Source organism: Plastoroseomonas hellenica (genome assembly GCF_018129085.1).
Taxonomy (GTDB): Bacteria; Pseudomonadota; Alphaproteobacteria; order Acetobacterales; family Acetobacteraceae; genus Plastoroseomonas; species Plastoroseomonas hellenica.
On record NZ_JAAGBB010000021.1, the window covers coordinates 52,430 to 69,975 of the forward strand.

Consider the following 17,546-nt stretch of genomic DNA (forward strand, 5'->3'; position numbering starts at 1 on the left):
GCGCCCGATGCGATGTCAACGCGCCGCTTGGTTCGCGCTTTTCGGTTGATTGGCGAGCCCACGCTAACGGGATGTTCACCGGCCCCGAGGCCAGATGGCGACCATGTGGCCAGGCATCCGGATCCGGAACGTCATGCGGTGCGGGCGGGCGTCGGAGGGCGTGTGGCCTTGCTTGACCTGACCGATTCCGCGCCGCTCCGGCGCGCCGACATGGCCGCGAGCCGGGAGGCTTCGGCCGAGCAATTGCTGGCTTTCGCATCCGACCCCGATCCTTCGGTCCGTTCGGCGGTCGCGGCCCGCCGCGAAGCACCGGCGGCAGCGCGCGAGCTCCTGGCCGCCGACCCCGATCCCGTGGTCCGCGCCCTGCTCGCCGCGCGCATCGCCAGCCTGCCCGCAGCACCGGAAGGCGCCAGCCTCAATGCCGCAGCCAGGCACCTGCACCGGCTGCTGGCGCGGCTGGTCGAGGACACCGAGGTGCTGGTCCGCGCCGCGATCGCGGATGCGATCAAGGACCTGCCGGAGGCGCCCCGCGCGCTGGTGCTGCGGCTGGCCCGCGATATCGAGATGCCGGTGGCCGAGCCGGTCATCCGCCTCTCTCCGCTGCTGACCGATGCCGATCTGCTGGCCCTGATCGCGGCCCCGCCCGCCCCGGCCTCCATCGCCGCGGTCGCGCGGCGGCCGGCGCTCAGCGAGGTGATCTCGGAGGCGATCGTCGCCAAGCGCGACGGCACCGCCATCGCAGCGCTGCTCGGCAATGCGACGGCCGCGATCCCGGAAGCGACGCTGGATGCGCTGGTGGCGGAATCGGCCGTGAAGCTGGCCTGGCAGGCGCCGCTGGTGGCGCGCCCGCGCCTGACCGGCCGCGCCGCCATCGCGCTTGCGGAGTTCATCGCGACCGCGCTGCTCAGCCGCCTCGCCGGCCGCGCCGACCTGCCGCACGATGTCACCGAGACGCTCCGGGCCCGCGTGGCGGAGACGCTGGCGGAACCCCCGGCCGATGGCGAGACCGCCTTGGCCGCCATGGAACGCGCCGCCATGCTGCACCGCGCCCGCGCCCTGCGCGAGGCCGCCGTCGAGCGGGCGGCGCAGCGCGGCGAGGCGGATTTCGTGATCGCGGCGCTCTGCCTGATGGCCGGCATCAACCAGCTCGCGATCAGCGACCTGCAGGAAAAGCGGGACCGGCCGGGGCTGGCCGGCCTCTGCTCGCGGGCCCGTCTCGGCCCCACTGCCACGCGCCTGGTGCAGGACCTGCTGATCCCCGCGCCGGCCGTCGCATCCGGCGGCACGAGCCGCCCGCAGGGCTCCTGGGAAAGCGTGACGGACGCCAGGCCCCGCTAGCTCGCTTGCGCTCGCGGACCACGCCCTGGCCATTTGTTTGATCGCGTGATTCAGACTTTTCGGCAGACCCGGCCTCAAGTCATCACGCTCTAGCCATTTGTTTGATCGCGTGATTCAGACTTTTCGGCCGACCCGGCCTCAAGTCATCGCGCTCTAGGGCCGGATCAGGGTGCCGGCGCCGCCATCGGTGAACAGCTCGCGCAGGACGGCATGCGGCACGCGACCATCGAGGATGACCGCGCCCTTCACGCCCCGCTCGACCGCATAGATGCAGGTCTCGACCTTCGGGATCATGCCACCCGAGATCCAGCCATCGACGATGCCCTGCTTCACCTCGGCGACCGTCATCTCCGGGATCAGGCGCTTCTCGGCATCCAGCACGCCGGGCACGTCGGTCAGCATCAGCAGCCGCTCGGCCTCCAGCGCGCCGGCGACCGCGCCGGCCACCGTGTCCGCGTTGATGTTGTAGGTGTGCCCGTCGGCGCCGACGCCGACGGGGGCCACCACCGGCACGATGTCGGCGCCGATCAGCAGTTGCAGCACCTTGGGGTTCACGTATTCCGGCTCGCCCACGAAGCCGAGGTCCAGCACCTGCTCGATGTTCGAGCCGGGGTCTCGCACCGTGCGGGTCAGCTTGCGGGCGCGGATCAGGTCGCCATCCTTGCCGGAGATGCCGACCGCGGTGACGCCGGCGCGGGTGATCGCCGCCGCGACCTGCTTGTTGACGGTGCCGGCGAGGACCATCTCGACCACGTCGACCATCTGCGCATCGGTCACGCGCAGGCCCTGCACGAAGTTCGACTGCACGTTCAGCCGCTTCAGCATGGCGTTGATCTGCGGCCCGCCGCCATGCACGACGACTGGGCTCACACCCACCTGCTCCAGCAGCGCGATGTCGCGGCCGAAGCGCAGCGCCGTCTCCTCCTCGCCCATCGCATGGCCGCCATACTTCACGACGATGATCTCGTCATCGTAACGCTTCAGGAAAGGCAGCGCGCCGGCGAGGTTTTCCATCGGGTCGTACGGCGTGTCGGTCATCGATCCTGTCCGGGCATTCTGGCGGGCCGCATTTGCGGGGCGCGCGAGGCGGCGGTCAAGCATTCGGCTAGAGGCCAAGGCGGGCCCAGGCCGCGCGCTCCTCGACGGCGGCGGCGACCTGCTCCACCCCGGGCAACCAGCGGAAGGGGATCGGCGGGCGGCGCGGCCCGATCGGGATGATCCGCGCCGCCTTGCCGAAACGCTGCCGAATCAGGCCTTGCGCGTCACCGAGCGCATCGGCGATGCCATTCGCGACCGCGTCCCGCCCGGTCCAGAAGCGGCCGGAGAACAGCGCCTCCTCCGCCTCCTTCAGCCGCGCGCCGCGCCGGGCGCGCACCCATGTCTTGAATTCATCATGGAGTTTGGCGAGCAGCGCCTCCAACCGGGCGACCTCGGTAGGGTCTTCCGGGCGGAAAGGGTCGAGGAAGCTCTTCTCGCCGCCGGCGGTGCGCAGCCGCCGCTCGACACCGAGGCGCCGCATGGCGCCCTCCAGCCCGAAGCCGGCGCTGATGACGCCGATGGAGCCGATGATGGAGGCCGGATCGACCACGATCTCATCGGCCGCGCAGGCGATCCAGTAGCCGCCGGAGGCCGCCGCATCCTCGACGCAGGCGACCACATGCACCTTCTTCTCTTCCGCCAGGCGCCGGATGCGGTTGGCCAACAGGGCGGACTGCACGGGCGACCCGCCGGGCGAGTTGATCACCAGGAAGACCGATGTCAGCCGCTTCAGCGCGAAGGCACGCTCGATCAGCGGGCCGGTCGCCGCGTCGTTGAGGGCGCCAGCGCCGAGCGGCGACCCGCCGCGCGCCGCGATCAGGCCGGAGAGCCGCAGCAGCGCGATGCGGGGCGGGGAGCGCAGGAAGGGAATTCTCATTACTCTCAGATCGCCCGCCTTCCGCTCGCCATCAAGACTGGTTACCAAACGACATGACCCGCCGTGACTGGACCGGATTGCTGATCGCCCTCGCCGCCCTCGGCGCCATGGCCGCCTATCGCGCGGTCTGGGTGGAGCCACGCGCATGGGGCGGGCTCTGTGCCGTGGCCGGCCGGCCACTGGCCTGCGAGCCGCGCGCCCTGTTGCTCTGGCTGCAGCATTGGCAGCTCTGGGGCGGCGGCGCGCTGGCGCTCGGGGTCTGGAGCTTCCTGGGCGGACCGCATGCCGTCCGGGTGGCGGCGGTCGCCCTCGGGATGATCGCGACCATCAACTACAACGCGACCTGGGGCATGCTCGGCGCCGCGCTCGGCGCCTGGGCCTGGCTGGGCGCGACGCGACGCGCCTGACCGGCGCGCGGGCCGAGGGGCACTCGCCGGACGCCACCTGGGCGCGACGCAGACCGCCACTACCTGGTGCGCCGCCGGGAGATGATGCGCCTCGCGGCGAGCCGCATCTGGGAGCTCGCGCAGCGGCTGACGGCGCCAGCCTGAACTCCTAGGCGGTATCGACATTCAGCACCGGGAGGCGCCTGGCGAGGGATTTTTCGCGCTGGCCAGGCGCGCGGCGCTGCCGATGCTGGCGGCACTCGGCAAGCCGCGGGCGACCCCGAAGGCTGAATGTCGATCCGCCCTACGTCGCGGGCGCCGGCACCGGCTGGCGGCGCAGCATCCGCAGCAAGGGCGGCACCGCCAGCACCAGCGCGCAGAGCGACCAGCCCATAGCCTGCAGGTTCCGCGGATGCTCCAGCACCGCGCTTGCGATCGCGGCCAAGGCCAGCACGCCGCCGGCCAGCAGCTCCTCCCGCCCGCCGCCGCCGCGCGGCAGGTCGCGCAGCAGGGTGCGCGCGGCCACCGCGACCAGCGGCACCGCGAAGGTCGGGTAAGGGAAGTCGCGATAGCGCGGATCGACCAGCAGCATCACCTGCAGCACCGCGGCGACCCACAGGAAGACGAATGAGAGGTCGTCGAAGGCGAAGCCCCGCCAATCGCGCAGCGCGCGCCAGCGGAACAGCAGCAGGTCGCGCACCGTCGCGGTCGCGGCGCGCCCGTCGCGCGGCGGCGCCGCGCCTGCGCCCGCGAGGATCATCGCGGCGCGCCGCATCAGGAGTGCCGCGAGCAGCCCCTGCCCCGCCAGGTTGACCGCGACCGCGAGCGTCAGATGCTCGTCGAAGGCATAGGGGATGCCACCGCAGGCCGCATAAGCCAAGGCATTGCCGAGCGCGCCGGCCAGCAGCGCCTCCCGCCAGCCGGCCCCTGGGAAGGCCGCACGCGTCGCGCCGAACAGCGCCAGCGCCAACAGCAGCGCCAGCCCGGCATACCAGGGCCAGTCCGGGTTCTCGACGACCGGGCCGGAAAGCGGGAACTTCTCCTGGCGGTCGGCGGTCCAGAGGCCCCAGGCGGCGCCGACCGTGCCTTCGTTCTTGTATTTCCATACCTGGTCGAAGGCCTCGATCAGGTTGTAGTCGAAGCCCATCTCCTGGCTGAGCTGGATGAATTCGCGGATGAAGACCGCCTGGTTCACGCGCGACGGCGCCGCATCCTCCCGCCAGCGGCCACGGGACGGCCAGCCGATCTCACCGATCGCGATCGGCTTGCCCGGGAACAGCGCCTGCATGCGGCGATAGACGTCGCGCACATGCGCCATGGTGCGTTCGACACCGAGCGGCTCATCCTCCCAATAGGGCAGGATATGGATGGTGATGACGTCCACATGATCAGCGACCTCCGGGAACTGCACCCAGAATTCCCAGACATCGGCATAGGTCACCGGCTGGCGCACCGCCGCCTTGACCTGGTCGATGGCCGCGATGAGCTCGTTCACCGGCAGGTCGCGACGCAGCAGCACCTCATTGCCGACGATGACACGCTCCACCGCCTCCGGATGCGCGTTCGCGGTCGCGATCAGCCGCGCCAGCTCCTGCTGGTTCCGGACGCGGTCCTGGCCGAGCCAGGCACCCTTCCAGACCCGCAGGCCATGGCGCGCGGCGATCTCGGCGACCTCGTAGTCGCCCTCGATGCTCGCATAGGTGCGGATGGCGCGGGTCCGGCGCGCCACCAGGGCGATATCCTCCTCCACCTGCTGCGCGGTCGGGAAGATGTCGCGGAGCGGCGACTGGCCGGGGCGGAAGGGCGCGAAGCTGACCGAGTTGAAGCGTTGGGTCACCATCGCGACATCGCCGGCCTGTGGCCGGTTCGGGCCCCACCAGACGAGCAGCGTGAAGAGGGCCGCGGCGAGCAGCGCGGCGATGGTCGTGATCGGCTTCGGCATGTCGGTGAAGGGTGGCCCGGCAGGAAGTTGACGCGCCAAACTGCCTGGATTGGCTTTGCGGCGAAAGCGTGTGTCTTCATATTGGGCCCTCAAACGCCGGGCGCGGGCTCCGGCCGCTTGGCTTCCGCGCGGTCAGGGCGCATTGGCGACGGCTGGTGGTCGCGCGCGGGGCCGCATTCGCGGCCCCGGGGCATTGCTTCGCTTGCCCCGCAGGAATAGTTGGCGGCCTCTGGCCGCTGGGCCTTCGCCCTCCGAAGCCTTGGCGAAGGAGGGTGCGGCCGCGGGGATGACGGTGGCTTCACAACGCGACCGGCCCGCCGGCACTTGGTCTTCATCGGAGCAGCCTGCGCATGACCGACCCCGAGATCCGCGACCTGCTGCTCAGGACCAGCCGCATCGCGATGGTTGGCGCCTCCAACAAGCCGGAGCGGCCGAGCCATGGCGTGCTCGGTTTCCTGATCGCACGCGGCTATGCGGTGACGCCGGTCAATCCCGGGCTGGCCGGCGGCCATATCCATGGCGCGGCCGTGGTCGCACGCCTGGCCGATGCGGCCCCGCTCGACATGGTCGATGTCTTCCGCCGCTCGGCGGATGCGGGCGCGGTGGTGGACGAGGCCATCGCGTTCGGCGCGAAGAGCGTCTGGCTGCAACTCGGCGTGGTGGATGAAGCCGCCGCGGTCCGGGCACGGGCCGCCGGCGTCACGATCGTGATGGATCGCTGCCCCGCCATCGAATGGCGCCGCCTCGGCCTGCCGCCGCGCATCCCGACAGAGTGACCCCGCAGCAGGGCCTCGAAGTTGCGGCCGCCGGCCACCACCGGTTCCTGCGGAGCGAGGCGAAGCCGATGCTCCGGGGCCGCGAATGCGGCCCCGCGCGCGACCAGCAGGTTGCCGCCAGCGCGCCCTGACAGCGTGAAAGCCAAGCGCGCGTATGCGCGCGCCGGCGATTGAGGCTTGAATATTTCACCCCCTGGATTCCGCTTGAATCCCAGCCTGGTCCGGGCCACTTCGCCCCCAGGGCCGAAACGGCGCGACCAACGCGTCCGGCCCGGCCGGGAGAGGACAGGACAATTCCGATGACTGACGAAGAACGCCGCATCATCACGGGCTATGTGGAGCGGGTCAGCGGCGCGGCGCAGCCGGCCCCGGCCGCGTCCGGTCCCTGGGGCGGCAGCGTGCCGCAGACCCAGGCGCCCCCTCGCCAGCCGCTGCCCCCGGTCGATGCGGAGGCCGACCGGCTGATCGCGGATCTCTTCTCCCGTTATCCGGAGGCCCGCTACCGCATCACCCAGACCGCCTTCGTGCAGGAAGCGGCGCTGGTCGAATCGCAGAACCGCATCCGCCAGCTCGAATGGGAAGTCGAGAATGCCCGCCGCGAGGGCCAGGCGGCCGCCGCGCAGCCGCGCGGCATGTTCGGCGGGATGTTCGGGGGCAATCGCGGCCCGCAGCCGGCGCCGATGCCGCCGCCGCCGCAGCCCCAGTACCCGCCCGGCTACAATGCCCAGGCGCTGCAGCCGGGCCGCAGTGGCCCGGGCTTCCTCGGCACCGCGCTGATGACGGCGGCCGGTGTCGCCGGCGGCCTGGTGGTCGGCAACGCGCTGATGGGCATGTTCTCGGGTGGCGGCGCCGCGCATGCGGCAGCGGGCGCGGCCGGCGCCGGCGCGACCGGCACCGGCGCCTTCGGACAGGACGCGGTGCCGACCTCCTCCCCCTGGACCAACCCGACCGGCACCCAGGACGACGCGACGCCGGCGGCCGATCAGAACGCCGACCAGGGCGGCACCGATAGCTGGGGCCAGCAGGCCGATGCCGGGGCCGATCAAGGCGCGGATGATTACGGCGCCGGCGGCGGCGATGACGCCGCCGGTTATGATGAGGAAATCTAGGTCCTCAGGAGAGTTTGCTCGTCCTCAATCGCCGGCGCCGGCATCCGCCGGCTTGGCTTCCGCGCCGTCAGGGTAGCATCGGCGGCGGCTGATGGTCGCGCGCGGGCCGCATTCGCGGCCTCGGTCTGCATCGGCTGCCGCCTCGCAGCCTGGCCTTTCCGGTGGCGGCCTGCGGCCGCGTAGAATGGCCCTCTGATCAGGGCGGTCGGCCGGCCGATCGTCGTTGGTTGACGTGACGCGTGGCCGGCGGTTCTGCTGCCGGCCATGCGCATTCCCGACCTCGACCTCGACCTGCTGCGCTGCTTCGTCGCCGTCGCCGAGCGTGGCGGCTTCACAGCAGCGGGCCTGGCGCTCGGCCTGACCCAGTCCGCGGTCAGCCTCAAGGTCAAGCGCCTCGAAGACCTGCTCGGCAAACGCGTGCTGGCGCGCACCAGCCGCAGCGCGGCCCTGACCCGCGACGGCGAGACCCTGCTCGCCTATGCCCGCCGCATCCTGGCGCTGAACGACGAAGCGGTACGCCGCATGGTGGCGCCGCCGGTCACCGGCCATCTCCGCCTCGGCGTCGCCGACCATTTCATCCCGCGCAACCTCGCCCCCGTGCTGGCGCGCTTCGCCCGCACCTATCCCGGCCTGAAGCTGGAGGTCGAGGTCGGGCGCAGCCATGAACTGCGGGCCGCCCAGACCAGGGGCGCGCTGGACCTCGTGCTCGGCAAGCGCCGCGACGGCGACACCGACGGCATCCCGATCTGGACCGAGACCATCATCTGGGCCGGCGCCGCCGGCTGGGTGGCGCCAGAGGACCGACCGCTGCCGCTGGCCATGCTGCCGGCCGGCTGCATGTTCCGCGACCGGGCGCTGGCGGCACTGGCCCGCGCCGGAATGGCATTCGAGGTGGTCTATACCTCGGCCTCGCTCCTCGGGGTCACCGCGGCGGCCCAGGCCGGCTTTGCGCTGACCGTGCTCGGCCGCTCCGGCATGCCGGACGGCGTGGTCGAGATCCCCGGCCTGCCGCCGCTCGGCCACGCCGAGATGTGCGTCTTCGGCGAAGCCGGAGGGAGTGCGGCGGTGGTGGAGCCGCTGGTCGGCTTCATCCGCGAGAGCCTCGGGTAACGCGTCCCGCTACAGGGCGAGGATGCGCTGCCACCCGAGCCTTCGGGCGACCTCCGCCGCCAGCAGCGGCGCGCCCACGCCGAGGGTGGTGAGGAGGATCGCCAGTATCACGGGATCGTCGAAGTGGAAGAGCTTGACCAGGACGATCCTGGTGCCCGCGATCACCATGATATGGAGGACGAAGATCGCCATGCTGCGGGAGCCGAGGTAGCGGAGCACGGCCCGCAGACGATGCGGCAGGTGGAACGTCAGCGCCATGGCGGCCGAGAGGCCGAGCAGGGCCGTGAGCGCGTGCGGCCATCCCCAGGCGAGCCGCGTGATGGCGAGGGTCCTGAGGTCCGTGAAATCCACCTCCGCCATGGTCAGGCGGCAGGAGAGCCAGATCGCCAGCAGCGCCAGCACGGCGAGGCCCAGGGTCATCAGCCGGGAAACCGGCGGCGCCGGCGTCATCAACATCGGAGCCCGCCCCAGCCAGATGCCGAGCGCGAAGAAGGGCAGCATCCGGCTCGTCGTGTCGAAGACCGCCGGCAACGCGTTCAGGTCCAGGCAGTACAGGGCGAGCGACAGCAGGAAGAAGCCGGAAGCCCCGACCAGCGGCACGACGATCAGCGCCAGCAGCTGCGCCAGGAGCAGCCCGTAGAGGAACCAGAACTGCGCCGGAGGTTGGGTGAACATCTTCCCCAGCTCCGGCCAGAAATCATGGATCGGGATGTTCGTGTAGCTGGACGCGAGATAGGCGACGAAGGTCTGCATCGCGCCCCAGAGGAAATAGGGCCAGACCACGCCTTTCCCGACTTCCTTCAGGAAGCGGCCCTTCCCCCGGTCGATCCTCGCGGGGACGAACAGCCCCGACAACAGGAAGAACAGGGGCATGTGGAACAGGTAGATCGCGAGCAGCCCCGGCCGGAACCAGTCATGCCCCGGCACGACATCGGCATCGATCAGCCCGCCCAGGACATGGCCGGCCACGACCAGGATGATGCCCACGCCCTTCGCGGCATCCACCCATGCCAGCCGGGGACGCGCATCGGCCAGGATGGCGGACCGCCGCGTTCCGGCCTCGGCGCGGATGCCGGCGATCCCGGGCAGGCCAGCCAGGGCCGGCAATGATGGATTGCCTCGCATAAAAGATACTTCTTAATATTTTTGATACACCAATAGTATGACCTGCCGTGCCTCAGGTCAAGAACGCCTGCAGTTTCAAAGCCAAGAACAACCTAGAGTTGTTTCTCCTCCGCCGTCCCGGCGATCGCTTGCCGCCCTGCGATCAGCGCTGCGACCAGGGCGTCTTCTGCCAGAGCTCCTGGTAGCGCGTACGTGTCGCCGCCAGGCGGCGAAACCAGGCGTCGCCATCCTCGAAGCTCGGGAAGGTGAAGCGGCTTTCCAGCACGCGGACGAATTCCGGATCGCGCGCGATGTCGGCCGCCGCTTCCCGCAGCTTGGCGACGATCGCGGGCGGCGTGCCGGCCGGCGCGACCAGGCCGCGTTCGGAGGCCATCTCCACGGGGATGCCGAGCTCACGTAAGGTCGGCACATCCGGGCGGAAGCGGCTGCGCTCGGCGCCCGCCTGTGCCAGCATTCGCAGATTGTCGGGCGTCGCGGTCACCGGCCCGACATTCAGCCCCATCGCGTCCACCTGGCGCCCGAGGATCGCGGTGCGGAGCTGCGGGTCGCCCTGGAACACCACATGGGTGAAGCGCGCGCCGGTCGCTTCCTGGATCAGCACCATCTCCAGATGATCATCGGTGCCGACGCCGGGGGAAGCGAAGGTGATCGCCTCCGGCCGCGCCTTCGCCGCGTCGATCAACTGCTGCAGGCTGCGATAAGGGCTCTGCTCATGCACCGTCACCGCGCAGGGATCGATGACCAGGTTGGCGATGCCGGTGAAGTCCTCGAGCTTGTACTGCGCCTGCCGCTCGATCGGGATGGTGAGGAAGCCCGGCATGTTGGTGGTCGCGAGGCTGTGCCCGTCGGGCCGCGCCCGCGCCACGGCGCCGAGCGCCACCTCACCGCCGGCGCCGGCACGGTTGAGCACCACGACGGTGCCCCCGATCCGGGGCTCCAGCAGCCGCGCGAAGAGCCGCGCATCGAGATCGGTCGCGCCGCCGGCGACGAAGCCGACGGTGATCTCGACCGGTCGCTCTGGCCAGCGCGCGGTCTGCGCCAGCAATGGCGCGACCTGTGGTGCCGCCAGCAGCGCACCGCCGGCCGCGAGAACTCCCCTGCGTGTAACGCTCACTGCCCCCTCCCCTCGTTTCCCTCTTTCCACGCGATCAGACGTGCGAGCCCTTCCTCCATCTCGACCTGCGGCTTCCAGCCGATCACCCGCTCCGCCTCCTCATGCGCGATGCGGAAAGCGCCGCCGGAGGTGAGCCGGACCTTGCCGGGCTCCTCGCCGACGAAGTCCGGCTCCACCCCGCCGCCAGCGAGCTTGGTCACCATGCGCACCAGCTCGAGCGTCGTCATCGGACGCGGGCCGGAGGTATTCACCGCGACATCGGTCGCCGCACTCTCGAAGGCCATGCGGTTGGCGCGCGCGAGGTCGCCGACATAGACGAAGTGCTTGGTCTCCGATCCGTCGCCGAAGACCTGCGGCCGCTCGCCGCGCTTCACCTTGTCATAAGTCTCGATGATGTAGAGCGCGTTGGCGGCACGGTAGTGCTGGCGCTCGCCATAGACGGTCGAATAGCGCAGCACGACATAGTCGAGCCCGTGCTTGCGCTTATAGTGCCGGCAGAGCTGTTCGCCGATGATCTTCGACGCGCCGTAGAGGATCGCGGCCGGCGGCGCGCCGGCGCTGAAAAAGGGCGTCTCCTCGACGAGGTCGCCCTTCACGCCCGGGCCATAGCCATAGACGGCGTTGGAGGAGGCGAAGACCACCTTCTTCACGCCCGTGGCGCGCGCTGCCTCCAGCGCCTGTTGCACGCCGCGGATATTGACGTCGAGCCCGCCCCAGGCGTCGCGGTCCATGTTGAGCGTCATGTAGGCGGCCAGCAGCAGCGCGCCGTCCATGCCCCGCATCGCATCCAGCAGGTCCGGCATGCGCAGCACGTCGCCACGCACCAGCCTGAGGCGCGGATGGTCCTTCAGATGCGCGATCGCGGCATCCGAGCCCAGCGAGAAATTGTCGAACAGCACCACTTCCCTGGCGCCTGCGTCGAGCAACTCCGCCGCCGTCGCGGAGCCGACCAGCGACGCGCCACCCACGATGATGAATCGACTACCCGCGATCGCGATTGCGGACATGTGCTTCCTCCAGTACCCGATATTGCCCGGCATTCCAGCGCGGCAGTCACGGGACGGCTAGAGGGAAAGCGCGGAGACCCGGAATCGAGGCGGCGTCAGGCCGCGTGATCGCGACGCGCCTGCAGCGCAGTGAGCTCCTCCAGAAAGCGCTGCGCCGCGACATTTGGCGTCCAGGGCTGCCAGGCCTTGTCGCCATAGCGCGCGGCGAGTGGGTCGCGCGCCAGCACGGCACTGCGGATGCCGAGCGTCTCCCGCATCTCCGCCGCGGTCCAGCCGACGACGTGCACGGCTTCCGCCGCCGCGGCGGCGATATCGGCCGCCTTGTGGGCGCGCTTCTCCTCCGGCGCCCAGGCCGGCAGGCGATAGCGGGCGGCGATCGCCTGGGTCAGCCGCGCCACCAGCTCCGCGAAGGCGGGCCCCAGGAAGGGCTTCAGGGGCGAGATGCAGTCGAAGTTGATCAGCCCCTCCTCCGCGTCGTGCAGCAGCTCCCGCAATTCCTCGGCGATGTTGAGCCGGTTGCGGGTGCGGCTGCGGCGCAGCGCCAGCACGGTCAGCGCATGCTGTGCGACCGAGAGCGGCTCCGGCCAGGCCGAATGCCCGCCCCAGCGGAAGGTGCGGGCGAGGCCGATAGCGAGGTCGGCATCGGTCCAGTCGAAAGGCGTCGGCGCCAGGAGGTCGAGGCGGCGTCCCGAAGGCAGCCGCACCCAGGCACGCGCCACGTTCACCCTGGTCCCGCGAGCCTGTGCACCGCGTCGAGATCGGCGCTCGCCACCCGGACGCCATTGCGTGACTGCGCATGGTACAGCGCCATCTCCATCTCACCGGGCAGCCGCACCGGCCGCGCCGGATCGGCGGGCGGCGTCCCACGCAGGATTGCGCCGGCATCCCCGACGCGCGTGGAGAGCGCATCGCCCGGCAGCAGTCGCTTCGCATCGATCAGCAGGAAGACATGGCCGAGATCCTGCGCGGCACCCGGATCCTTGTCCCAGGCCTTCACATGCGTCAGGTACGCAGCGCCCGACAGCAGCCCCGCGAACATGTCGACCATGACAGCGAGGCCATAGCCCTTGTGCCCGGCGATCGCGAGCAGGAAGCCCTGCAGCGCCGCCTTGGGATCGGTGGTCGGCTGGCCTTCGGCATCGGTCGCCCAGCCTTCCGGGATCGCCTCGCCCTTCGCCGCCGCGTTGCGGATCTTGGCGCGCGCGGCGACCGAAAGCGCGACGTCCAGCAGGATCGGATCGGCGCCCGCACCACCCGGGATGCCGAAGCCGAGCGGGTTGTTGCCGAGCTTCGCCCCCTTGCCGCCCCAGGGCGCGATGGTGGTGGTCGCGTTGCTGGCGATGATCGCCGCGAAGCCTTCCTGCGCCGCCAGGAAAAGGTAGGGCATGATCGGCCCGAAATGGTTGGATCCGCGCACGAAGGCGCCGGCCATACCGGTGTCGCGCGCCGCCGCCATCGCCGCCTGCAGCGTCCGCATGCCGATCAAGGGGCCGATGCCGTTGGCACCGTCAACACGGAGCAGCGCCGGCGCCAACGCCTCCACCGTCACCGCGGCGCGGGCGTCGATGCCGCCGAGCTTCACCCGCTCCAGATACTGCGCCACGCGGCTGATGCCATGGGTGCGGATGCCAAAGAGATCGGCCAGCACCATGATGCGCGCCGCATCCGCGGCATCGGTCGCCATCATGCCGCCGGTGGTGAGCGCGCGGGTGGCGAGGGCTTCGAGCTCCGCCGCACCGATCGTGGCCTCAGTCATGGGCGTGCGGGGCCGAGATGTCGAATTCATGCGTCACTGCGAGATCCTCCTCGAACCAGCTCCGGATGCCGGCGCGGCGCTGGCCCATGTATTCGGGCCTGCCATCGGCATCGAGGCGCATCGTCAGGTCATGGCCCGGCACCACCAGGGTGCCCGGCACCTTCCGCCACAGCGACCAGATCACGGCCAGCGAATCGCGGCTCGCGGCCGCGTCCATGGTCATGTCGGTCGTCATCGACAGCAACTCAGCGCGGTTCTTCGCGGAATCGCCGGTGAAGATGATCGGCGCCGCGGTCGCCGTCAGGTAGAAGAAGAGGCAACCCGGCGTATGGCCCGGCGCCAGATGCGCGGTCATGCCCGGCAGCACCTCATCCCCCTCGTCCAGCAGCCGCAGCCGCGGCGACTTCGCGAGGTCCTGCACATAGAGCTCCGGCAGCGGGTTGAAGCCGGGCGGCTCGGCCACTGCCCAGTCCATCTCGGCGCGGCCGATATGCACCGTCGCGTTCGGGAACAGGGTGTAGTTCACCGAATGGTCCCAATGCGCATGGGTCAACACCACATCGGTGACCCCGGCGGGATCGACGCCGCGCGCCTTGAGCTGCTTGTCGAATTCGGGGCGCGTATTGAAGCTGCCGACATCGATCAGCGCCGTCGGCCCGCCCGGCCAGCGAAGCAGCGCGATGGTGCTCCAGCCGAGGCCGCCATGGCAGACGGATTTGCCAGGATAGCCCTGTACCAGGATATCCACCTGCACCATGGCGTCGTTCTCCCAATCCCAATCCGAAGCGGATCGGTCACTTGACCGATCCGAGGCCGCGAATGCGGCCCGCCGGGAGTCCGGCGAGCCAAGGGCGGCGGATGCCGCCCGCCCGGCGCTTGAGGGTCAATCAGTATGTCTCGAACATCCGGGTGATCTCCGCCTGATCCGTGGTCCGCGTCAAGGCGAGGGCCAGCAGGATGCGGGCCTTCTGCGGCGTCAGGTTGTCGGCCACGATGAAATCGCTCTTCGCGATCTTGGTGGTGCGGAAGACACGGCCGGAGCCGGCACGGCAGCCCATGGCGACGACGACACCCTTGGCGCGTGCCGCCTCCAGCGCCGTCACCATCGCGGGCGTGACGAAGCCGGGCGCGAAGCCCGCGGTGACGATGCCCTTGGCGCCGGCCGCGACGAAGGCATCGACCGCGGCGCCATCGGCATCGCAATGCACATAGGCGACGTCGACGCGCGGCAGCGTCTCCAGCCCGGTGATGTCGAACTCGGTGTCCGGGCCGGCGCGGCGCACGGGGCGGCGGTAGAACACCACGCGGTCGCCGTCGGCCTGGCCGAGCACGCCGAAATCCGCCGTGCGAAATGTCTGCATGCGGAAGGTCGAGGTTTTCGTGACGTCACGCGCCGCTTGAATCTCGTCATTCATGAGCACCAGGGCGCCCATGCCGCGCGCCTCCTCGCTCGCGGCCACGCGCACCGCATTGGCCATGTTGATCGGGCCGTCGCCGGAGATCGCGGTCGCCGGCCGCTGCGCACCGGTCAGCACCACCGGCTGACGGATTTTTATGGTCAGCGACAGGAAATAGGCGGTCTCCTCCATGGAGGAGGTGCCGTGGGTCACGACGAAGCCGGCGATGCCGTCATCCTCGGTGGCCATCTGGTGGATGATCCGGTGCAACTCCCGCCAATCGGCATAGCCGAGCTGGGTCGAGGGCACGGCGCGGAAGGGGACCGGGACCACCTCCGCCACCTCGGCCAGCTCCGGCACCCGGGCGACGAGCTCGGCCGCGTCCAGCAGCAGCCCGCGCGCCCCATAATCCAGGATGTCGAAGGGCCCGGTGCCCATGGAGGCGATGGTGCCGCCGGTACCGATCAGGACAACACGCTTCTTCATCATGCCGCTTCCTTCGCCCGCGCCGCCTGCAGGCGCGCGATCACCTGGTCCACCGTCATCACATCCCCGAAGATTTGCCAGAAGGCGGCGAGCGATGCGTTGTGCTCCTGATCCGACAGCGCCGCATTGGCATCCGCCACCATCACGGTGCGGAAGTTCAGCATCATCGCGTCGCGGGCGCTGCTCTCGCAGCAGACATTGGTCACGGTGCCGCCGATCAGCACCGTGTCGAAACCCTCCGCCCGCAGCCGCTCCGCGATGTCCGAGGAGCCCTGGATGAAGGCGCTGAAGCGACGCTTCGTCACACGCCGATCCTCGGGCCGCACATCGAGTGTCGGCCACAGCGCATGGCCGGCGCTGCCCTCGGTCATCGACGCCACGCGGTGGGCGCGGGCTGCCGGCGTCGCCATGCGCTGCATGACGCTCCATTCCGCGTCGCAGCTCGCATCATGCACGTTCTGGACCCAGAAGACGCCGCCGCCGGCATCGCGGAGCGCCGCGGCCAGGCGGTTCACGGCGGGCACGATATGCTCCGCCATGGGGCAGGGCGCATGGCCGATCACCGGGTCGATGAAGCCCACCTGCATGTCGATCACCACGAAGGCGGTGCGTGCGGGGACCAGATCCTCGAAGGGATGTTCGGTGCCGCAGCGCGCGGCGACCCGCGCCGGGATCTCCGGCGGGATGGCGAGTGGGTGCATGGAGGTCTCCTGGCTTGCGATCAGGCCGGCGCGTTCTTCCCGGCGCAAGCCTAGGCTGCCGGCGCGCGGCGGTCACCCCTTCGACGGCGGGTCCATCACCGCTGCGGTCAGGCGCGACACGCAGGCGAGCTTGCCGTCGGCGCGGCGGATCTCGGTCTGCCAGACCTGGGTGGAGCGCCCGACATGCAGCGGCCGGCAGGTCGCGGTCACCACCTGCCCCTTCGGCACGACCGCGAGATGATTGGCGTTCACCTCCAGCCCCACCACCATCTGGCCGGGTGGCGAGGCGCAGGTGGCCGCGAGCGACCCCAGCGTCTCGCTCAGCACCACGGAGACGCCGCCGTGCAGGATCCCGGCCGGCTGGATGTGGCGCTCATCGACCGGCATCTCGGCCTCCAGCCCCGCCTCGGTCACCGCGGTGATGCGGATGCCGAGCAGGCCGGGCGTGGTGCCGGGCATCCGGGCATTGATGGCATCCGGGGTGGCTGGGCGGCGCCAGAGGGAAGCGGGTTCGGACATGGGTGCTCCTGGACGGAATCCTGCCCCATCCGATCACGGCCGCATCCGCGCGTATAGCGGTGGCGGCGAAGGGGGGTAGTATGGGACGCATGACCTCGCCCGACATGACGCGGACCGGCCGGTGCTGATCGCGCTCCTCGCCGATATCCACAGCAACCTGGAGGCCTTCCGCGCCTGCCTGGACGACGCCGAACGGCATGGCGCCGCGCGGCTGGTGCTGCTCGGCGACCTCGTCGGCTACGGCGCCGATCCGCTGGCGGTGACGCGGCTGGCGATGGAGAGGGTTGCGGGCGGTGCCATCGCCATCCTCGGCAACCATGATGCCGCCGCGATCGGCCGCCCGCACCGCATGAACCCGGAGGCGGAGGCCGCGATCCTCTGGACCCGCACCGCGCTCGACGCCGAGGCGCGCGGCTTCCTCGCCACTCTGCCGCTGGAGCGGGAGGAGGAGGACCGGCTCTATGTCCATGCCGACGCCTCCCGCCCTGAGGCCTGGCGCTACATCACCGATGCCGAGGAGGCGCGGCGCAGCATGGAGGCTGTGCCGCATCGCCTGACCTTCGCCGGGCACGTCCATGTGCCGCAGCTCTATGGCCTGACGGCCACCGAGAAGATCACCCGCTTCCGCCCGGTTTCCGGCGTGCCGGTGCCGCTGCTGCGCCCGCGCCGCTGGTGCGCGGTGATGGGCGCGGTCGGCCAGCCGCGCGATGGCGACCCCGCCGCCTGCTACGGCCTCTATGACACCGATCGATCGCAGCTCGCCTGGATGCGGGTGCCCTACGACGTGGCGACGACGGCGGGCAAGATCCGCGCCGCGGGCCTGCCGGAACGGCTGGCCGCGCGCCTCTTCCGCGGCGCCTGACGG

18 protein-coding genes are annotated in these 17,546 nt (G+C 70.6%); 6 read left to right on the top strand and 12 right to left on the bottom strand.

Annotated features, from left to right (window positions below; all coding sequences use genetic code 11):
* Nucleotides 1–162: 162 nt before the first annotated feature.
* On the top strand, nucleotides 163–1,338 hold the full coding sequence (locus tag GXW71_RS17785) for a DUF2336 domain-containing protein (RefSeq protein ID WP_211853893.1): 1,176 nt from the start codon (nucleotides 163–165) through the stop codon (nucleotides 1,336–1,338).
* Between the two features lie 153 nt (nucleotides 1,339–1,491).
* Here the strand turns inward: GXW71_RS17785 and argB are convergent, their stop codons facing one another.
* The gene (gene argB, locus GXW71_RS17790; RefSeq protein WP_211853894.1) at nucleotides 1,492–2,376 is read right to left on the bottom strand and encodes an acetylglutamate kinase; all 885 of its coding nucleotides are present in this window, start codon (nucleotides 2,374–2,376) and stop codon (nucleotides 1,492–1,494) included.
* A 67-nt stretch (nucleotides 2,377–2,443) separates the two neighbouring features.
* Nucleotides 2,444–3,253 (bottom strand): S49 family peptidase, encoded by an 810-nt coding sequence (locus tag GXW71_RS17795; RefSeq protein WP_211853895.1) that lies wholly within the window; start codon nucleotides 3,251–3,253, stop codon nucleotides 2,444–2,446.
* Nucleotides 3,254–3,306: 53 nt separating this feature from the next.
* On the opposite strand from GXW71_RS17795, the gene GXW71_RS17800 reads away from it, so the two are divergent.
* Nucleotides 3,307–3,660, top strand: a complete 354-nt coding sequence (locus GXW71_RS17800) for a hypothetical protein (RefSeq protein WP_211853896.1) — start codon at nucleotides 3,307–3,309, stop codon at nucleotides 3,658–3,660.
* A gap of 283 nt (nucleotides 3,661–3,943) precedes the next feature.
* On the opposite strand, the gene GXW71_RS17805 is transcribed toward GXW71_RS17800, so the two are convergent.
* The gene (locus GXW71_RS17805; protein WP_211853897.1) at nucleotides 3,944–5,581 is read right to left on the bottom strand and encodes a glycoside hydrolase family 17 protein; all 1,638 of its coding nucleotides are present in this window, start codon (nucleotides 5,579–5,581) and stop codon (nucleotides 3,944–3,946) included.
* 350 nt (nucleotides 5,582–5,931) lie between these two features.
* On the opposite strand from GXW71_RS17805, the gene GXW71_RS17810 reads away from it, so the two are divergent.
* From GXW71_RS17810 to GXW71_RS17820, 3 genes are all read left to right on the top strand, one after another.
* Nucleotides 5,932–6,357, top strand: coding sequence for a CoA-binding protein (locus GXW71_RS17810; RefSeq protein WP_211853898.1), 426 nt, complete (start codon nucleotides 5,932–5,934; stop codon nucleotides 6,355–6,357).
* Nucleotides 6,358–6,656: 299 nt separating this feature from the next.
* Nucleotides 6,657–7,466 (top strand): DUF2076 domain-containing protein, encoded by an 810-nt coding sequence (locus GXW71_RS17815; RefSeq protein ID WP_211853899.1) that lies wholly within the window; start codon nucleotides 6,657–6,659, stop codon nucleotides 7,464–7,466.
* 264 nt (nucleotides 7,467–7,730) lie between these two features.
* Nucleotides 7,731–8,576 (top strand): LysR substrate-binding domain-containing protein, encoded by an 846-nt coding sequence (locus GXW71_RS17820; RefSeq protein ID WP_211853900.1) that lies wholly within the window; start codon nucleotides 7,731–7,733, stop codon nucleotides 8,574–8,576.
* A 9-nt stretch (nucleotides 8,577–8,585) separates the two neighbouring features.
* Here the strand turns inward: GXW71_RS17820 and GXW71_RS17825 are convergent, their stop codons facing one another.
* The 9 genes from GXW71_RS17825 to GXW71_RS17865 all read right to left on the bottom strand — a co-directional run bounded on the left by GXW71_RS17825 (nucleotide 8,586) and on the right by GXW71_RS17865 (nucleotide 16,681).
* Nucleotides 8,586–9,683 (bottom strand): acyltransferase family protein, encoded by a 1,098-nt coding sequence (locus tag GXW71_RS17825; protein ID WP_211853901.1) that lies wholly within the window; start codon nucleotides 9,681–9,683, stop codon nucleotides 8,586–8,588.
* A 160-nt stretch (nucleotides 9,684–9,843) separates the two neighbouring features.
* Nucleotides 9,844–10,815 (bottom strand): tripartite tricarboxylate transporter substrate binding protein, encoded by a 972-nt coding sequence (locus GXW71_RS17830; RefSeq protein ID WP_211853902.1) that lies wholly within the window; start codon nucleotides 10,813–10,815, stop codon nucleotides 9,844–9,846.
* Nucleotides 10,812–11,822, bottom strand: coding sequence for an NAD-dependent epimerase/dehydratase family protein (locus GXW71_RS17835; protein ID WP_211853903.1), 1,011 nt, complete (start codon nucleotides 11,820–11,822; stop codon nucleotides 10,812–10,814). Before GXW71_RS17835 ends, GXW71_RS17830 begins: the two co-directional genes overlap by 4 nt.
* A gap of 95 nt (nucleotides 11,823–11,917) precedes the next feature.
* Entirely contained in the window at nucleotides 11,918–12,541 is a 624-nt protein-coding gene (locus GXW71_RS17840) for an HD family hydrolase (protein WP_211853904.1), read from the bottom strand.
* Nucleotides 12,542–12,543: 2 nt separating this feature from the next.
* Nucleotides 12,544–13,578, bottom strand: coding sequence for an Ldh family oxidoreductase (locus GXW71_RS17845; RefSeq protein WP_211853905.1), 1,035 nt, complete (start codon nucleotides 13,576–13,578; stop codon nucleotides 12,544–12,546).
* Entirely contained in the window at nucleotides 13,571–14,335 is a 765-nt protein-coding gene (locus GXW71_RS17850; RefSeq protein WP_211853906.1) for an MBL fold metallo-hydrolase, read from the bottom strand. Before GXW71_RS17850 ends, GXW71_RS17845 begins: the two co-directional genes overlap by 8 nt.
* A 130-nt stretch (nucleotides 14,336–14,465) precedes the next feature.
* A complete protein-coding gene (locus tag GXW71_RS17855; RefSeq protein WP_211853907.1) occupies nucleotides 14,466–15,464 on the bottom strand; it encodes an asparaginase in 999 nt (332 codons plus the stop codon).
* Nucleotides 15,461–16,162, bottom strand: coding sequence for an isochorismatase family protein (locus GXW71_RS17860; RefSeq protein WP_211853908.1), 702 nt, complete (start codon nucleotides 16,160–16,162; stop codon nucleotides 15,461–15,463). The genes GXW71_RS17855 and GXW71_RS17860 overlap by 4 nt, the downstream gene beginning before the upstream one ends.
* A 72-nt stretch (nucleotides 16,163–16,234) precedes the next feature.
* Complete coding sequence (locus GXW71_RS17865) at nucleotides 16,235–16,681, bottom strand: hotdog fold thioesterase (RefSeq protein WP_211853909.1); 447 nt, start codon at nucleotides 16,679–16,681, stop codon at nucleotides 16,235–16,237.
* 121 nt (nucleotides 16,682–16,802) lie between these two features.
* Between GXW71_RS17865 and GXW71_RS17870 the strand changes: the two genes are divergently transcribed.
* Nucleotides 16,803–17,543 (top strand): metallophosphoesterase family protein, encoded by a 741-nt coding sequence (locus tag GXW71_RS17870; RefSeq protein WP_211853910.1) that lies wholly within the window; start codon nucleotides 16,803–16,805, stop codon nucleotides 17,541–17,543.
* The last annotated feature ends 3 nt before the right edge of the window (nucleotides 17,544–17,546 follow it).

Bases quoted from the DNA above. Each gene is read 5' to 3' on its own strand.
- argB (WP_211853894.1), bottom strand. From the start codon at position 2,376: ATGACCGACACGCCGTACGACCCGATGGAAAACCTCGCCGGCGCGCTG.
- GXW71_RS17795 (WP_211853895.1), bottom strand. From the start codon at position 3,253: ATGAGAATTCCCTTCCTGCGCTCCCCGCCCCGCATCGCGCTGCTGCGG.
- GXW71_RS17800 (WP_211853896.1), top strand. From the start codon at position 3,307: ATGACCCGCCGTGACTGGACCGGATTGCTGATCGCCCTCGCCGCCCTC.
- GXW71_RS17805 (WP_211853897.1), bottom strand. From the start codon at position 5,581: ATGCCGAAGCCGATCACGACCATCGCCGCGCTGCTCGCCGCGGCCCTC.
- GXW71_RS17810 (WP_211853898.1), top strand. From the start codon at position 5,932: ATGACCGACCCCGAGATCCGCGACCTGCTGCTCAGGACCAGCCGCATC.
- GXW71_RS17815 (WP_211853899.1), top strand. From the start codon at position 6,657: ATGACTGACGAAGAACGCCGCATCATCACGGGCTATGTGGAGCGGGTC.
- GXW71_RS17820 (WP_211853900.1), top strand. From the start codon at position 7,731: ATGCGCATTCCCGACCTCGACCTCGACCTGCTGCGCTGCTTCGTCGCC.
- GXW71_RS17835 (WP_211853903.1), bottom strand. From the start codon at position 11,822: ATGTCCGCAATCGCGATCGCGGGTAGTCGATTCATCATCGTGGGTGGC.
- GXW71_RS17845 (WP_211853905.1), bottom strand. From the start codon at position 13,578: ATGACTGAGGCCACGATCGGTGCGGCGGAGCTCGAAGCCCTCGCCACC.
- GXW71_RS17850 (WP_211853906.1), bottom strand. From the start codon at position 14,335: ATGGTGCAGGTGGATATCCTGGTACAGGGCTATCCTGGCAAATCCGTC.
- GXW71_RS17855 (WP_211853907.1), bottom strand. From the start codon at position 15,464: ATGATGAAGAAGCGTGTTGTCCTGATCGGTACCGGCGGCACCATCGCC.
- GXW71_RS17860 (WP_211853908.1), bottom strand. From the start codon at position 16,162: ATGCACCCACTCGCCATCCCGCCGGAGATCCCGGCGCGGGTCGCCGCG.
- GXW71_RS17865 (WP_211853909.1), bottom strand. From the start codon at position 16,681: ATGTCCGAACCCGCTTCCCTCTGGCGCCGCCCAGCCACCCCGGATGCC.